General features: G+C 74.2%; 15 protein-coding genes and 1 pseudogene. 7 read left to right on the top strand and 9 right to left on the bottom strand.

Translation table 11 applies throughout. The features are described from left to right. Positions 1–53: 53 nt before the first annotated feature. From ABZ464_RS43660 to ABZ464_RS43670, 3 genes are all read left to right on the top strand, one after another. Complete coding sequence (locus ABZ464_RS43660) at positions 54–2,372, top strand: glycoside hydrolase family 3 N-terminal domain-containing protein (RefSeq protein WP_359287485.1); 2,319 nt, start codon at positions 54–56, stop codon at positions 2,370–2,372. A gap of 74 nt (positions 2,373–2,446) precedes the next feature. Continuing rightward, entirely contained in the window at positions 2,447–3,904 is a 1,458-nt protein-coding gene (locus ABZ464_RS43665) for a M48 family metallopeptidase (protein WP_359287486.1), read from the top strand. Then, positions 3,901–4,842 carry a hypothetical protein gene (locus ABZ464_RS43670; protein ID WP_359287487.1) on the top strand — a complete coding sequence of 314 codons (942 nt, stop codon included), beginning with the start codon at positions 3,901–3,903 and terminating at the stop codon, positions 4,840–4,842. Before ABZ464_RS43665 ends, ABZ464_RS43670 begins: the two co-directional genes overlap by 4 nt. Positions 4,843–5,154: 312 nt before the next feature. Here ABZ464_RS43670 and ABZ464_RS43675 read toward each other — a convergent pair. The 4 genes and pseudogenes from ABZ464_RS43675 to tsaB form a co-directional block, all read right to left on the bottom strand. Further along, a pseudogene (locus ABZ464_RS43675) lies at positions 5,155–5,400 on the bottom strand (hypothetical protein); the annotation flags it as partial. Continuing rightward, on the bottom strand, positions 5,397–6,512 hold the full coding sequence (gene tsaD / locus ABZ464_RS43680; protein ID WP_359287488.1) for a tRNA (adenosine(37)-N6)-threonylcarbamoyltransferase complex transferase subunit TsaD: 1,116 nt from the start codon (positions 6,510–6,512) through the stop codon (positions 5,397–5,399). The pseudogene ABZ464_RS43675 and the gene tsaD, both read right to left, overlap by 4 nt. Further along, positions 6,505–7,026: a ribosomal protein S18-alanine N-acetyltransferase gene (gene rimI / locus ABZ464_RS43685; protein WP_359287489.1), complete on the bottom strand. Its 522-nt coding sequence runs from the start codon at positions 7,024–7,026 to the stop codon at positions 6,505–6,507. The genes tsaD and rimI overlap by 8 nt, the downstream gene beginning before the upstream one ends. After that, entirely contained in the window at positions 7,023–7,676 is a 654-nt protein-coding gene (gene tsaB / locus ABZ464_RS43690) for a tRNA (adenosine(37)-N6)-threonylcarbamoyltransferase complex dimerization subunit type 1 TsaB (RefSeq protein WP_359287490.1), read from the bottom strand. Before tsaB ends, rimI begins: the two co-directional genes overlap by 4 nt. A gap of 147 nt (positions 7,677–7,823) precedes the next feature. On the opposite strand from tsaB, the gene ABZ464_RS43695 reads away from it, so the two are divergent. Beyond that, positions 7,824–8,369, top strand: coding sequence for a hypothetical protein (locus ABZ464_RS43695; protein ID WP_359287491.1), 546 nt, complete (start codon positions 7,824–7,826; stop codon positions 8,367–8,369). 150 nt (positions 8,370–8,519) lie between these two features. Continuing rightward, a complete protein-coding gene (locus ABZ464_RS43700; RefSeq protein ID WP_359287492.1) occupies positions 8,520–8,708 on the top strand; it encodes a hypothetical protein in 189 nt (62 codons plus the stop codon). Between the two features lie 15 nt (positions 8,709–8,723). Here the strand turns inward: ABZ464_RS43700 and tsaE are convergent, their stop codons facing one another. The 5 genes from tsaE to ABZ464_RS43725 form a co-directional block, all read right to left on the bottom strand. After that, positions 8,724–9,230 (bottom strand): tRNA (adenosine(37)-N6)-threonylcarbamoyltransferase complex ATPase subunit type 1 TsaE, encoded by a 507-nt coding sequence (tsaE, locus tag ABZ464_RS43705; protein WP_359287493.1) that lies wholly within the window; start codon positions 9,228–9,230, stop codon positions 8,724–8,726. 88 nt (positions 9,231–9,318) lie between these two features. Further along, positions 9,319–10,560 carry an alpha/beta hydrolase gene (locus ABZ464_RS43710; protein ID WP_359287494.1) on the bottom strand — a complete coding sequence of 414 codons (1,242 nt, stop codon included), beginning with the start codon at positions 10,558–10,560 and terminating at the stop codon, positions 9,319–9,321. A 124-nt stretch (positions 10,561–10,684) separates the two neighbouring features. Continuing rightward, on the bottom strand, positions 10,685–11,851 hold the full coding sequence (alr, locus tag ABZ464_RS43715) for an alanine racemase (protein ID WP_359287495.1): 1,167 nt from the start codon (positions 11,849–11,851) through the stop codon (positions 10,685–10,687). A 66-nt stretch (positions 11,852–11,917) separates the two neighbouring features. Next, a complete protein-coding gene (locus ABZ464_RS43720; RefSeq protein WP_359287496.1) occupies positions 11,918–13,354 on the bottom strand; it encodes an NAD(P)H-hydrate dehydratase in 1,437 nt (478 codons plus the stop codon). Positions 13,355–13,385: 31 nt separating this feature from the next. Beyond that, positions 13,386–14,102: a helix-turn-helix domain-containing protein gene (locus tag ABZ464_RS43725; protein ID WP_359287497.1), complete on the bottom strand. Its 717-nt coding sequence runs from the start codon at positions 14,100–14,102 to the stop codon at positions 13,386–13,388. Positions 14,103–14,335: 233 nt separating this feature from the next. On the opposite strand from ABZ464_RS43725, the gene ABZ464_RS43730 reads away from it, so the two are divergent. After that, positions 14,336–15,001, top strand: a complete 666-nt coding sequence (locus tag ABZ464_RS43730) for a DUF4097 family beta strand repeat-containing protein (RefSeq protein ID WP_359287498.1) — start codon at positions 14,336–14,338, stop codon at positions 14,999–15,001. Positions 15,002–15,037: 36 nt separating this feature from the next. Next, positions 15,038–15,523, top strand: a 486-nt coding sequence (locus ABZ464_RS43735; protein ID WP_359287499.1) for an ATP-binding cassette domain-containing protein, incomplete at its 3' end; no start/stop codon positions are given.

The following is a 15,523-nucleotide window of genomic DNA, read 5'->3' on the forward strand; positions in this document are numbered from 1 at the left end:
TGTTACGAAACATTCGAATCCTTCGGGACAGGATCCCCCGGGACAGGAGTTTCATGACCACCGCCCCCTGGCGTGACCGCGCGCTGCCCGCCGCCGCCCGAGTCGACGACCTGCTCTCCCGGATGACCCTTCAGGAGAGGACCGCCCAGCTGTACGGCGTGTGGGTCGGCGCCGCGGCGGACGGCGGGGGAGTCGCCCCGCACCAGCACGACATGACCGCCGACTACGAGTGGGACGACCTGATCACCCGGGGGCTCGGCCAGCTCACCCGCCCCTTCGGCACCGCCCCCGTCGACCCGGCGACCGGCGCCCGCGCCCTGGCCGCCGCCCAGCGCCGGATCGCCGCCGCGGGCCGCTTCGGCATCCCGGCCCTCGCCCACGAGGAGTGCCTGGCCGGGTTCACCGCCTGGCGGGCCACCGCCTACCCGGTCCCGCTGGCCTGGGGAGCCGCCTTCGACCCGCCGCTGGTCGAGGAGATGGGCCGGGCGATCGGCCGCGATCTGCGCGCGGTCGGCGTCCACCAGGGCCTGGCCCCCGTCCTGGACGTGGTCCGCGACCCCCGCTGGGGGCGGGTCGAGGAGACGATCGGCGAGGACCCCTACCTGGTCGCCACCGTCGGCACGGCCTACGTCCGGGGCCTGGAGTCCGCCGGGGTCGTCGCCACCCTCAAGCACTTCGCCGGGTACGCCTCCTCCGCCGGCGCCCGCAATCTGGCCCCGGTGCGGGCGGGCACCCGCGAGTTCGCGGACGTGACCCTCCCGCCGTTCGAGATGGCGCTGCGCGAGGGCGGCGCCCGTTCGGTGATGGCCGCCTACACCGAACGCGACGGCGTCCCCGCCTCCGCCGACCCGGACCTGCTGACCCGCCTGCTGCGCGAGGAGTGGGGTTTCACCGGCACGGTCGTCGCCGACTACTTCGGCATCGGCTTCCTGCAGACCCTGCACCGGGTCGCCGGCACCCCCGCCGAGACCGCGGGTCTCGCGCTGGAGGCCGGCATCGATGTCGAACTGCCGACGGTGAAGCACTACGGCGAGGCGCTCGTCGCGGCCGTCCGGGCCGGGGAGATCCCGGAAGAGCTGGTCGACCGGGCGGCCCGCCGGGTCCTGCTCCAGAAATGCGAACTCGGCCTGCTGGACGAGGACTGGCAGCCGGAGCCCCCGGAGTCCGTGGACCTCGACCCGGCCGCGAACCGCGCGCTGGCCCGCCGGCTGGCGGAGAAGTCGGTGGTCCTGCTGGACAACCCCGCCGGGCTGCTCCCCCTCGCCCCCGACACCAGGATCGCGGTGGTCGGCCCGAGGGCGGCGGACGCCCTGGCGATGCTCGGCTGCTACTCCTTCCCCTCCCATGTCCTCCCCCACCACCCGGGCGTGGACCTCGGCATCGAGATCCCCACCCTGCTGGAGTCGCTGCGCACCGAACTCCCGGACGCCAAGGTGACGTTCACCGAGGGCTGCCCGGTCTCCGACCCCGACCCCTCCGGCTTCACCGAGGCCATCGCGCGCGCCTCGGAGGCGGACGTCTGCGTGGCGGTGCTCGGCGACCGGGCGGGCCTGTTCGGCCGGGGCACCTCCGGCGAGGGCTGTGACGTGGCCGACCTGACCCTGCCGGGTGTCCAGGGCGAGCTCCTCGACGCGCTCGTCGCGACGGGCGTCCCCGTCGTCCTGGTCATGCTCACCGGCCGCCCCTACGCGCTCGGCCGCTGGCACGGACGCCTGGGCGCGGTCGTCCAGGCCTTCTTCCCGGGGGAGGAGGGCGGCCCGGCGGTGGCCGGCGTGCTGTCGGGCCGCCTCAACCCCTCCGGCCGCCTCCCGGTCAGCGTGCCGCGTGTGCCCGGCGGCCAGCCCTGGACCTACCTCCAGCCGCCGCTGGGCCTGGCGGGCGAGGTCAGCAGCCTGGACCCGACCCCGCTGTACGCCTTCGGCCACGGCCGCTCGTACACCTCCTTCACCTGGGAGGACTTCACCGGCGGCGGCCCGCAGGCGCCGGAGACGGAGATCGGCACGGACGGCGGGTACGAGGTGTCCGTCACCGTCCGCAACACCGGCCCCCGTCCGGGCACCGAGGTCGTCCAGCTGTATCTGCACGACCCGGTGGCGAGCGTGACCCGCCCCGACGTCCGGCTGATCGGCTACCAGCGGCTCGACCTCGCCGACGGCGAGTCCGCCCGGGTCACCTTCCGCTTCCACACCGACCTGTCCGCCTTCACCGACCGCTCGGGGCGCCGGGTCGTCGAACCGGGCGAGCTGGAGCTGCGGTTGGGGACGTCCAGCGCCGAGGCGCGCGAGACGGTCCGGCTGCGGCTGACGGGTCCGGTGCGCGAGGTGGGGGCGGACCGGCGGCTGCGGTGCGGGACGGAGGTCGTACGAAACTGATGTGCGCCCGGTGGGTGCCCCTGTGTCAGAATCCGCCGACCTCCTGAAACCAGGCGCGACGGGAAACCGCCCACATGGACACCCTCATACCGGAACCGGCCGAGCGGCCCACCGCCGTCCGGCAGTGGCTGCTCGGCGCCGCCCTGCTGGCCGTCGGTCTGCTGCCCGCGGTCGTCCTCGGCGCGGTAGTACTCGTCGTCGGTCTGCGCTGGGGTCCGGACTGGTCGCTGCTCGCCCCCCTCGTGCTGTTCTGGTTCGGCGTCACCGGCGCCGTCGCCCGGGACCGCGGCCCGCTGCCCGGCCGGGCCGTGCACCCCGACGACGAGCCCGAACTGGCCGCGCTCGTCCGGGACGTGGCCGACCGCCTCGGTTTCCGCGCACCCCTGCTGGTCCGGATCGTGCCGGTCGTCCAGGCGTCCCTGGGCCGGGTCCGGGTCTCCGGGGTGCGCACCCACGTCCTCTTCCTGGGCCTGCCCCTGCTGCGCACCCTCACGGAGGCCGAACTCGCCTCCGTCGTCGCCCATGAGCTGGCCCATCAACGCCATGTGGGCAGCCGCCGCGCCGGCTTCCTGCGGTACGCCCGCTCCCGCCTCACCGACCGTCTGGACGCCCGCGTCCGTCCCCTGGCACCGCTCGCCGCGCCCCTCCTGCGCGCCTCCCAGCCCGACTTCTGGCGGGCGGAGACGGCCGCCGACGCCGACGCTGCCCGGGTCGCCGGCGCGGCGGCCACGGCGGCGGCCCTGCGGCGTACCGTCCGGCTGCACGCCGTCTTCGAGGGGCTCGGCGACGCCTGGCTGTCCGACCTCGCGGAACGGGACGCCTGGCCCGAGGACTTCTACGACGCCCTCGACGCGGCCCTCGCCGACCCGCACGTGGCCCACCGCGCCGCCCTCGCCGCCGCCGAGGAGGACGCGATCGACCCGTACGCCACGGCCGACCACCCGCCCGAGGCGGTCCGCCTGGCCGCCCTGCCCGCGCTCCCGGGCACGGGAACGTACGGCGGCACACCGGTCACCCTGCGAAACGCGCCGGAGATCACCCGCTGGTGCGTCCACCGCCTCGCCCTCCAGGACGGCGAGGACGAGAACGACGTCGAGGCGGTACGGCTGCTCGACCTGCCCCCCGACGAGCTGCGCGGCCTGGACGACGACTCCGGCACGGCCCGGCTGTTCAAGGTCACCGGCCACGACACGCCGGAGGCGGCGGTCAGGGCGGCCCTGGACACGCTCGCCGACGGCACCTGGCCCCGGCTGGCCCGCCGGCTGGAGCCCGGCCTGCGCCGGGTCCCCCGCTCCGTCCGCGCCCACGTGGCCCGCACGGTCTGCGCGGCGGTGGTGGCCGGAGCGCTCGCCGAGGTGCTGGAGACCTCCGGCTGGACCCCGGCCACCCGCTGGACGGACACCGTCCTGACGTCCCCGGACGGCCGCACGGTGGACCTGCGCGAACTGCTCACCGAGGCCGTGACGACCACGGACCCCACCGCCGTCCGCGCCCTGCTGCCGCAGTCCCGCCCGAAGGAGACGCCCGCATGAGAACCCCCCTGCGCGCGGCCCTCCTCGGCATCGCCGTCATCCTGACCGGATACGGCCTGTTCGCCGCCTGGCTGGGCCTCCACGCCGTCAGTTATACGGACGCCCGCGACCGGGCCACGGCCCGTACGACCGGTGTGGTCGTCGAGGACGGCATCGGCGACGACCTGGACATCCGGGTCCGCTGGACCGACGGCGGGGGCGACACCCACGTCCAGCGCTTCGGCGTCTACGACACCGACCGCTACGCCGAGGGCGAGGACTTCCCGGTCGCCTACGACCCCGCCGCCGGCGACCCCCGGGGCTTCCCGGCCGACCCGTCCGAAACGGCCGCGGAGGACGACCTGATCGTCCCGGTCCTCCTGGGCGGGGCGGTGGCCCTCCTCCTGACGCTGGTCTGGCTCCGGCGCGGCCTGTGCTTCCGGCTGGCGGCCCGCCGCCCCGGCCGTCCCCTGACCGCCCGGGTCCGCACCGGAAGCCGCCGGGCGGCCTGGCGCGCCCCGAGGGCCACCTGGCTGGAGCTGACGACCCCGGAGGGCGGCACCCGCTGGCAGCGGGTCATGTGGCACCCCGCCCTGCACGAGCCCCCGCCCGGCCTCCGGGTCACCGTGCACGGCACCGGCCGCCGCGCCGTCGCGGCCCTCCCCGACGGCACCCGTCTGGTCCCCCTGGGCCGACTGCGGGAACACCCCCCGACCAACGCCGTGTTCGACGACGACGTCATGCGCACCGATCTCCGCGACGCCTTCGTCCTCCCGCCCGGTACGACGGCCGCACCTCCCTGGCGCGACGCGGGGACCACCGCTGCCCTGGGGGCCGTCCTGGGGGTGACCCTGGGTCTCGTCATGACGGGCCCGACCCTGACCGGCACGGTCGCCTTCGTCCTGTCCTGCACCACCCTCGTCACCTCGGTGTGGCTCCTGTCGGCGCCCCAGCCCTGAGGCCTCTCAGCCGTCCGTGCGCTCGGCCCCCGTCGCGAAGAAGCGCTCCACGTACGCGTCCGGCGGCAGGCTGCTCTCCCGCATGAGGGAGAAGACCTCCGTGCCCTCGCCGGGGGCCGTGACCAGGGCGTAGGTCTCGGCGAAACGGACGTACTCGACGCCGTCGAGGCCCGCGCAGTAATCGACGGCCTCGGCCTCCGCGCGGGCGATCGCCTCGTCGGGGGAGCCGGCGGTCCACAGGGTGACGCGCTCCTCGTAGACGCCGAGCGGGCCGTGCCGGAAGACGCAGCGGACGGCGTACCAGGACCGCTCGACCGACTCGAAGCGCCAGCGGTGGACCGGGCGGGTCACCAGGCCGGGCGCCGGGTCGGGGAGCTCGGGGAGCTCGGCGTCGTACTCCGCGTCCCACCAGGTGAGGACGAGGACCCGGTCCTGGGGGGCGCGGAAGGTCTCGCGGCGCAGGGGGCGCTCCGCGAGGGACCGGGCTTCGGCCCAGGCGAGCAGGTCGCTGCCCCGGCCCTCGGCCGCCCGGGCCTCCCACATCAGCGCGACGGTCATGAGTACAGGTTGTCCTTGCTGACCTCGTGCACATGGCCGTGGTCGTGGCTGTGGTCGTGGCTGTGCCCGCGGGCGGGCACATGGGGGTCCGTCACCGGGAGGGAGGAGTCCGCCGAGAGGTCCCAGCCCGACGCCGACCGGCCCCGGGCCACCATCTCCGCGCCCAGCGCGGCGACCATCGCGCCGTTGTCCGTGCACAGCTTGGGGCGGGGGACCCGCAGCCGGATGCCCGCCTTCTCGCAGCGCTCCTGGGCCAGGACCCGCAGCCGGGAGTTGGCGGCGACCCCGCCGCCGATCATCAGATGGTCGACGCCCTCGTCCTTGCAGGCCCGGACGGCCTTGCGGGTCAGGACGTCCACGACCGCCTCCTGGAAGGAGGCCGCCACGTCCCGTACCGGCACCTCCTCGCCGGCCGCGCGCTTCGCCTCGATCCAGCGGGCGACGGACGTCTTCAGCCCGGAGAAGGAGAAGTCGTACGCCGGGTCGCGCGGTCCGGTCAGACCGCGCGGGAAGGCGATGGCCTTCGGGTCGCCCTCGCGGGCGTAGCGGTCGATGACGGGCCCGCCGGGGAAGCCCAGGTCGAGCACGCGGGCGATCTTGTCGAAGGCCTCGCCCGCCGCGTCGTCGATGGTGGCGCCCATGGGGCGGACGTCGGAGGTGATGTCGGAGGACAGCAGCAGGGACGAGTGACCGCCGGAGACCAGCAGTGCCATCGTCGGCTCGGGCAGCGGGCCGTGCTCCAGCTGGTCGACGCAGATGTGCGAGGCGAGGTGGTTGACGCCGTAGAGGGGCTTGCCGAGGGCGTAGGCGTACGTCTTCGCCGCCGAGACGCCGACCAGCAGCGCGCCGGCCAGGCCCGGCCCGGCGGTGACCGCGATGCCGTCGAGGTCCTTCGCGCTGACGCCGGCCTCCTTCAGCGCCCGGTCGATGGTCGGGACCATCGCCTCCAGATGGGCGCGGGAGGCGACCTCCGGGACGACCCCGCCGAAGCGGGCGTGCTCGTCGACGCTGGAGGCGATGGCGTCGGCCAGCAGGGTGGTGCCCCGGACGATGCCGACGCCGGTCTCGTCGCACGAGGTCTCGATGCCGAGGACGAGGGGTTCGTCAGCCATGGGTGTCGGTTCCTTGGTTGTCTTCTTGGCGTACGGTCGCCGCCGGGTCGGTCAGGCGCATGACCAGGGCGTCCACGTTGCCGGGCTGGTAGTAGCCGCGCCGGAAGCCGATCGCCTCGAAGCCGAAGCGTTCGTAGAGCTTCTGCGCCCGGACGTTGTCGACCCGGCACTCCAGCATGACCTCGGCGCAGTCGAAGGCGGTCGCCGCCCGCAGCAGTTCGGTGAGCAGCCGGCCGCCGAGGCCGGTGCCCCACTGGTCGCGGGCGACGGCGATCGTCTGGACGTCGGCGAGGTCTCCGGCGGAGGCGAGCCCGGCGTATCCGACGACCCGCCCGCCCTGTTCGGCGACGAGATAGCGGCGGGTCGCCTCGGCGCCCCGGGAGTGCGCCAGCTCGGACCAGAACATGCCCCGGGACCAGGCGTCCTCGGGGAAGAGGTCCTTCTCCAGTTCCAGCACGGGATCGATGTCCCACCAGCGCATCTCGCGCAGGCTCGGAGTCACGGCTTCGGTCACTTGGGGGTGACCACCTTGTAGTTCTTGGGGACCTGGGCGTCCGGCCGCCGCAGATACAGCGGGCGGGGAGCGGGCAGTACCCCGCCGGCCGCCAGCCGTTCGGCGGCCAGGGAGGCGAGTGCCGCGGCCGAGACGTGCTCGGGCTCGTGCACGTTCGGGAAGGTGTCCGGGTAGAGCAGCGCGCCCGCGCCGACGGCCGGGAGCCCCGCGACCTGGTCGGCGATGTCGGCGGGCCGGTCCACGGCGGGTTCCGTGACGCGGGTGCGGGAGTCGTCGTAGCGCGCCCAGTAGACCTCCTTGCGCCGGGCGTCGGTCGCCACGACGAAGGGTCCTTCGAGGTCGGAGGCGTAGGCGAGGCCGTCGAGGGTGCACAGCCCGTGCACCGGGACGCCGAGCGCGAGCCCGAAGGTGTCGGCGGTCATCAGCCCGACGCGCAGCCCGGTGTAGGGGCCGGGGCCGACGCCGACGACGATCGCCGTGACGGCGTCCAGTGCGCGCCCCGCCTCGGTGAGCAGTCGGTCGACGGCCGGCAGCAGCAGCTCGCCGTGCCGGCGTGCGTCCACCTGACTGGAGGAGGCGATGACGTCCGTGCCGTCGTGCAGCGCGACGGTGACGGCTGGGGTGGCGGTATCCAGAGCGAGCAAGAGCACGCAAACAGCCTACGGCTCCCGGGCGCCCGTGTCGGATGTCCGGGCGGGGCTCGCGACGACTGCTACCGTCGCCGGGAAGCATGACATACGACAATTTTTCCGTTTACGGCTTCCCGTTCACGGCGTTCTTTCCAGGGAGGTGGTCGCGTGGCGGTCCGCAGCTCGACCCTCGTCGCCGGGCTCACGGCGGCGGCCGTGACGACGGTCGGGTTCCTCGCCTACCAGGCCTCCGCGAACGTTCCTCCCGGCCTCGGCAAGCCGCACGCCCCCTCCGCCGCCGCCCGCAAGGCGCCGCGCGACGAGGCGCACCCCACCGCGCTGCCCGGGAACTCCGGCAGCGGCCGGCGGGTCGTGTACTCGCTGGACGACGACCGGGTGTGGCTGGTCGGCATGGCGGGCAACGTGGAACGCACGTTCGGGGTCACCCCCGGCCGGGTCGACCCGCTCCCCGGCGCCTACACGGTGGGCTCCCGCTCGGGCGCGGTCCCCGGCACCGACGGCATCCCCGTGGAGCACGTCGTCCGTTTCACCTCGGTGGACGGCGTGACCATCGGTTTCAGCGCGGCGGTGAAGGACGCGGCTCCGGCGCCGGACGCGACGGTGCGCACGGGCGGCATCCGGGAGACCCGGGCGGACGGGGACGCGATGTGGGACTTCGCGACGATCGGACAGCGGATCGTCGTGATCCGGTGACCGTGATCCGGTGGCCGTGATCCGGCGCCCCGGCGTGAAGGTTTCCGACAACCGGTCGGCAAAATGTTGCGTACGGCGTCTTCTGCGTGGTCACATGGTATCCCACCGCTAGTTAGGTGTACCTAACCAGCCCCGCTTCCGGGAGGTGCCATGCCGGCCGACGAGCACCGGACCACCCAGGTCGAGCCGCCACGGCCGTTCACGCTCGCCGGGGTGTCCATGCGTGAGCTGCTGTCCTCGTGCGCCGCGGCCGAGACGGTCTCGACGCCCCCGCGCCTGCCCGACCCCGCCCTCACGGAAAAGCCCGCCGGGCCCGCCGAGCACCCCCGGGCGGCGTAACCCCGACCGGGCCGCTCAGGCCGCCAGCACGCTCAGGTCGGTGGCGGACCAGCGTGCGCCGAGGCCGGTGACGGTCACGTGCCGCACCTCGTCCGTGGTGTCGCCGACGGCCCGGTGGATGCGGACCTGGAGCCGTTCGTCGGTCAGCTCCTCGACCTTCCCCTCGCCCCACTCCACGACGATCACGGACTCGGGCAGGGACACGTCGAGGTCGAGGTCCTCCATCTCGTCGAGCCCGCCGCCGAGGCGGTACGCGTCGACGTGGACGAGCGGCGGCCCGTCCCCGAGGGAGGGGTGGACCCGGGCGATGACGAACGTCGGCGAGGTCACGGCCCCGCGCACCCCGAGCCCCTCCCCCAGTCCCCGGGTGAGGGTCGTCTTGCCCGCGCCGAGCTCCCCGCTGAGCATGGCGAGGTCACCGGCCCGCAGCAGCTTGGCCAGGCGGCGACCCAGCTCCCGCATCTGCTCGGGGGAGGTGACGGTCAGCTGGATGGACGGGGGCGGCGTTGCGTTTTCTTCCATCGTCACTCACTCGCAGTAGTACACTGATCACGCCCCGCAAGGGGTCGGTTCGGGCTGGACCGCAGCCGAAGGCTGGAAGCCACCTCCGTCAGGAGGAGGCGGAGTCACAGCCCCCCACGGTAGCCGTGGCGGGCACCGCCCCGGCGCGGGCGAGCAGATCAGCGAGGCGGTCGGTGACGACTTCCGGGTGCTCCAGCATGACCAAGTGCCCGGCATCCGGCACCAGGACCAGTTCCGCCCCCGGCAGGGCGTCGGCGATCGCCTCGCTGTGCTCGCTGGGCGTGACGAGATCCCCGGTCCCGGCCAGCACGAGCACCGGCATGCCGGTGAACAGACCGAGCGCCTCGGTCTTGTCGTGATCGGTGAACGCCGGATAGAACTCGGCGACGACATCGATCGGCGTCCCCTCGATCATCCGCTCGGCGAACCGCGCGACGGCCGGATCGACGTCCTTCGAGGCGAACGAGTACCGCTTGATGATCCCCGCGAAGAGATCGGCGGTGGCCCGCCGCCCCTTCTCCACCAGCGCGGCCTGCTGCCCGAGCGCCTTGAGCACACCGGGGAGCACCCGCCGTACGGCGTTGACCCCGGCGACGGGCAGCCCGAAGTTGACCTCGCCGAGCCGCCCGGAGGAGGTCCCCACGAAGGCGGTGGCGACCACCCGCTCGCGCAGGAACTCCGGATACTGCGCGGCGAGCGCCATCACGGTCATCCCGCCCATGGAGTGCCCGACCAGCACGATCGGCCCCTCGGGCGCGGCCGCGTCGATCACGGCCTTCAGATCGCGCCCCAGCTGGTCGATGGTGAGCGGTACGTCGTCCCGGAGCTGGGCCGCCCCGCGCGCGGACCGCCCGTGGCTGCGCTGGTCCCAGTGCACGGTCCGTACGACGCCCCGCAGCGCCGCCCGCTGGAAGTGCCAGGAGTCCTGGGTGAGGCAGTAGCCGTGGCTGAAGACGACGGTGACGGGAAGGGGCGCCTTGCGGCCGAACAGCCGGCGCCGCCGCCCCGCGGGCCCGCCCTGCGGCTCGACGTCGTCGACCTCGTAGTACAGCTCGGTGCCGTCGTCGGCGATCGCCTTGCCGGGGGTGCCGCGCAGCGCCCCGTACGGTCCCGCCGAGTCCAGGGCGAGCCGGGCCTTGGCCCGCATCCCGCGCCCCACGGTCATCCGCTCGATGGCGACCCCGGCCGCGGCGCCCGCGGCGATCACGCCTATCGCGGCGCCGGCGATACCGGTCGCCCGGCGCCAGCCCCCGGCCGCCCCCGTGGCGGAGACGACGGCGACGGCCGCCGAGGCGGCGTCCGCCACTGCCTCCGCACTGCTCTCGCTCACGTACCGCTCCTGTCCACAAGGCGTCGAAAAAACTCTCGAAGCAGCTCCCGAAGCCCCGGAGAAGCTGCCGAGGCCACCGAAGAAGCTGCCGAAGTAGTGTCCTACCCGCGGGTCACCCGCTTCGTCACTCGTTCACATAGACGCGGGGAACGCGTGCTCCGATGCGCGTGACGATTTCGTACCCGATGGTTCCGGCCGCCTGGGCCCAGTCCTCGGCGGTGGGCTCGCCGCGGTCGCCCGGCCCGAACAGCACGGCCTCCGCGCCGGCGCCCGGCTCCTCCCCGCCGAGATCGACCACGAACTGGTCCATCGCGATCCGCCCGGCGACCGTACGCCACTTGCCGGCCACCAGCACGGGTCCGGTGCCCGAGGCGTGCCGGGGGATCCCGTCGGCGTACCCCAGCGGGACCAGCCCGAGCGTGGTCGCGCCGGGGGTCACGTAGTGGTGCCCGTAACTGACGCCGTGTCCGCCCGGCACCCGCTTGACCAGCGCCAGCGAGGCGGCCAGCGTCATCACCGGGCGCAGCCCCAGGTCGGCGGCGGAGCCGAGCTGTGGGCTGGGCGAGAGGCCGTACATCGCGACACCCGGCCGGACGAGGTCGAAGTGGCTGTCGGGGACGGTGAGCGTGGCGGGCGAGTTGGCGATGTGCCGCACCTCGGGCCGTACGCCCCGCGCCTCGGCGTGCGCGATCATCTCCCGGAAGAGTCCGAGCTGGGCGGCGACGGACGGATGCCCGGGCTCGTCGGCGCAGGCGAAGTGCGACCACAGCCCGGTGATCCGCAGCAGCCCGCCCTCCTCGGCCTCGAGCGCGGCGGCGACGAGCCGGTCCCAGTCCTCGCCCGGCTGACAGCCGTTCCTGCCGAGCCCGGTGTCGGCCTTGAGCTGGACACGGGCGGGCTTCCGGACGGCGTGCGCGGCGAGCATGACCTCCTCCAGGGCCCACAACCCGCTCACGGACACGTCGAGATCGGCCTCGACGGCCTCCCGCCAGGGCCCTCCGGGCGTCCAGAGCCAGCACATGATCCTGACGTCGGCCGGCAGCTGCCCGGACCCCCGCAGGGCGAGCGCCTCCTCGGGGGTGGCGGTGCCCACCCACTCGGCCCCCGCCGCCACGGCGGCGCGGGCGCACGCGAGGGCCCCGTGCCCGTACCCGTCGGCCTTGACCACCGCCATGAACGCGGCCCCCGGCGCCTTGGCACGCAGGGTCCGCACATTGGCCCGCAGCGCGCCCAGATCTATCTCGGCTCGGGCGCGCGGCGGGGCGGACGGGGTCATGGCGTTCTCACTCATCGCCGCCCAGTGTCTCAGAGGGCCCGCGGAGCGCTGGAGTGCCGGGCCGCAGCGACCCTCCGCCTTTCAGCGCCCGGCATCCCGCCACGCCCGCGGAATCGCGTCCGCCACGTCGTGCGCCCCCACCGGGGCTCCCTCGGCCGCGAACCTCCCCGCGAGCCCGTGCAGATACGCCGCGACGCTCCCCGCGTCCAGCGCCGACAGCCCGGCCGCCAGCAGCGATCCGGCGAGCCCGGACAGCACGTCCCCGCTCCCGGCGGTGGCCAGCCAGGGCGTCCCGGTCGCGTTCACCCGTACCGGTCCGCCGTCCGGGGCTGCGACCAGGGTCGTCGACCCCTTCAGCAGGACCGTCGCCGCGTACCGCGCCGCCAACTCCCGTACGGCGGCCAGCCGCGCCCCCTCGACCTCCTCCCGGGCCACCCCCAGCAGGGCGGCGGCCTCCCCCGCGTGCGGGGTCATCAGGGTCGGCGCGCTCCGCCCCCGTACCGCCTCCCGCTCCGCGAGCCGCAGCCCGTCCGCGTCCAGCAGCACCGGTACGTCGGTGCCCAGCACCTCGGCCACGGTCGCGGCGTCCTCCCCGGCGCCCGGCCCGACCACCCACGCCTGCACCCGCCCCGCCTTCCGGGGCCCCCGGTCCGACACCAGCGTCTCCGGGAACCGCGCGAGCACGTCCGCCCCGGCGGGCCCGACGTAGCGTACGGCCCCCGCCCCGCCGCGCAGCGCCCCCGCGACGGCCAGCACGGCGGCGCCGGGATAGCGCGCGGACCCGGCGGCGATCCCCACCACCCCGCGCCGGTACTTGTCGCTCTCGCCGCCGGGTTCGGGCAGCAGGGCGGCGACGTCCGCGTGCTGGAGGGCCTCCAGGTCGGCCCGGTCCGGCAGGACGTCCCCGAGCCCGATGTCGACGAACCGCACCACACCGGCGTACTCCCGCGCGGGATCGATCAGCAGCCCCGGCTTGTGCGTCCCGAACGTCACCGTCACCTCGGCCCGTACGGCGGCCCCCCGCACCTCCCCGCTGTCCGCCTCCACCCCGCTGGGCAGATCGACGGCGACGACGGCGGTCCCCGACCGCTCGACGGCCGCGACCAGCGCCGCCGCCTCGGGCCGCAGCCCGCCCTTCCCCCCGATGCCGACGATCCCGTCGACGACGAGGTGGGCCCGCCGGACGGCCTCCTCGGCGCCGTCCGCTCCCACCACCGATCCCCCCGCCCGCCGCAGCGCGGCGAGCCCTCCGCCGTGCACCCGTTCGGGCGCGAGCAGCACCGCGCTCACCCCGGCGCCCCGGCGGGCCAGCCGCGCTCCCGCGTACAGGGCGTCACCCCCGTTGTCCCCGCTGCCCACCAGGAGGACGACCCGCCGTCCGTACACCCGGCCCAGCAGCTCCGCGCAGGCGACGGCGAGCCCGGCGGCGGCCCGCTGCATCAGCGCCCCTTCGGGCACCCGCCCCATCAGTTCCCGCTCGGCACTCCGGACCGTGTCCACAGAGAAGGCAGTACGCATGCCGTCAGTCTGTCAGCGGACCGGCTGCGTTTCAGGCTTCGGGTTTGGTGTGGAGGACCGCGCGGGCCTGGTCCGCCGCGCGGGCGATGCTCTCGGAGACGAAGTCGAGGAAGCGGCCCATGTTCTCGAGCCGGACGGCGGCCGGGGTGCCCGGGCCGAGGATGCCGACGCCCTGCCGTGCGGTCTCGGCGACCTGGGCGGTGGACCGGGCGCTGGCCACCATCGCCTCGTACATGATGTCGTCGTCGACGACATAGCGCTCGCGGCGTCGTTCGTCGCGTTCCCGGCGGACATGGTCCTGGCTTTCGAGGAACGCGATGGCTTTGGAGATGGACGCCGGGCTGACCTGGAGGCGCTGGACGAGTTCGGCCGCGGTGAGGCTGCCCGTGTCGCTGATCATGAGGCAGGCCATCACCCGGGCCGTCATCGTGGGCATGCCCGACGCCATGAAGACGGTGGTCAGCGACTCCTGGTACGCGCGTACGGCCTCGGCGTCGCGTCCGTGGGGCTGCGGGGGCGCCTCCGCTCCCCGGGGCGCGGTCCGGCGGCCCCGATGGGTGCGGTGTTCCGTGGCGCGGTGGGCGAGGTCGGCGCGGTAGGAGGTGGGTCCGCCGTTGCGGATCACCTCGCGCGTGACGGTCGACGTCGGACGGTCGAGCCCTCTGGCGATCTCCGCGTAGGCGAGACCGTCGGCCAGTCCCAGCGCGATCCGCTGGCGTTCCTGCTGGGTGAGCCTGCCTCCCGGCATCGCGGCCTCCTTCGTGGTTCGTGACACCCCAACCATAGCGTTCACCGGCACTCCATTGCAACGAACAGACTAGGGACGTTGCATTACCGTCCATCACATTGCAACGATTTATAGGCTCTCACCTGCATTGATTGCAATTCAGCGCAACAAGCTTGTTGCCTGATCTGTGAACGCAACGTAGCTTTTCCATCGTCAGAAACAACGCGGCGCAAGCCGGAACCAAGGAGCTCACGATGCAGAAGTTCGACACCCCCGCCCCCGTCTCCGCCGTCCTCGACATCCCCGCCGGACGCATCCGGTTCATCGCCGCCGACCGGGCGGACACCGTCGTCGAGGTCCGGCCCGCGGACGCCTCCAAGAGCCGGGACGTGAAGGCGGCGGAGCAGATCCAGGTCGCCTACGGCGACGGCGTCCTGCGGATCGCGGCCGCCCCGGCGAAGAACCAGCTCTTCGGCCCCTCCGGATCCGTCGAGGTGACCGTCCAGCTGCCCGCCGGCTCCCACGTCGAGGGCAAGGCCGGAAGCGCCGAACTCCGCGGCGTCGGACGCCTCGGCGACCTCGTCTTCGACGGCGCGTACCACCGGATCAAGATCGACGAGGCGGCGAGCGTCCGCCTCACCGCGGTCGACGGCGACGTCGAGGTCGGCCGGCTGGGCGGCCCGGCGGAGATCAGCACCTCGCGGGGCGACATCCGGATCGCGGAGGCCGTGCGCGGCTCGGTGGTGCTCAGCACCCAGTCCGGCGACATCTCGGTCACCGCCGCCGCCGGGGTCTCGGCCGCACTGGACGCCGGCACCGGCCACGGGCGGATCAGCAACGCCCTGAAGAACGACGGCGCCGCCGACCTCGACATCCGCGCCACCACCGCCCACGGCGACATCACCGCCGCCAGTCACTGATCCGCGGTCACCGACACCACACAGGGGGCACCTCTCATGACCGACCTGGCCATCGCCGCCACCGGGCTGCGCAAGTCCTACGGCGACAAGACCGTCCTCGACGGCGTCGACCTGGCCGTCCCGGAAGGAACGATCTTCTCCCTGCTCGGCCCGAACGGGGCCGGCAAGACCACCGCCGTCAAGATCCTCTCCACCCTGATCGGCGCCGACGCGGGCGAGATCCGCGTCGGCGGCCACGCCCTCTCCACCGACCCGCAGGCGGTACGCGCCACGATCGGGGTCACCGGACAGTTCTCCGCCGTCGACGGCCTGATCACCGGCGAGGAGAACATGCTCCTCATGGCGGACCTGCACCACCTGCCCAAGGCCGAGGGCCGACGGATCGCCGCCGAACTGCTGGAACGCTTCGACCTCACCGAGGCCGCGAGCAAGCCCGCCTCCACCTACTCCGGCGGCATGAAACGCCGCCTCGACCTCGCCATGACCCTGGTCGGCAGCCCCCGGATCATCTTCCTCGACGAA

The sequence above is a fragment of the Streptomyces sp. NPDC005820 genome (assembly GCF_040630255.1).
Taxonomy (GTDB): Bacteria; Actinomycetota; Actinomycetes; order Streptomycetales; family Streptomycetaceae; genus Streptomyces.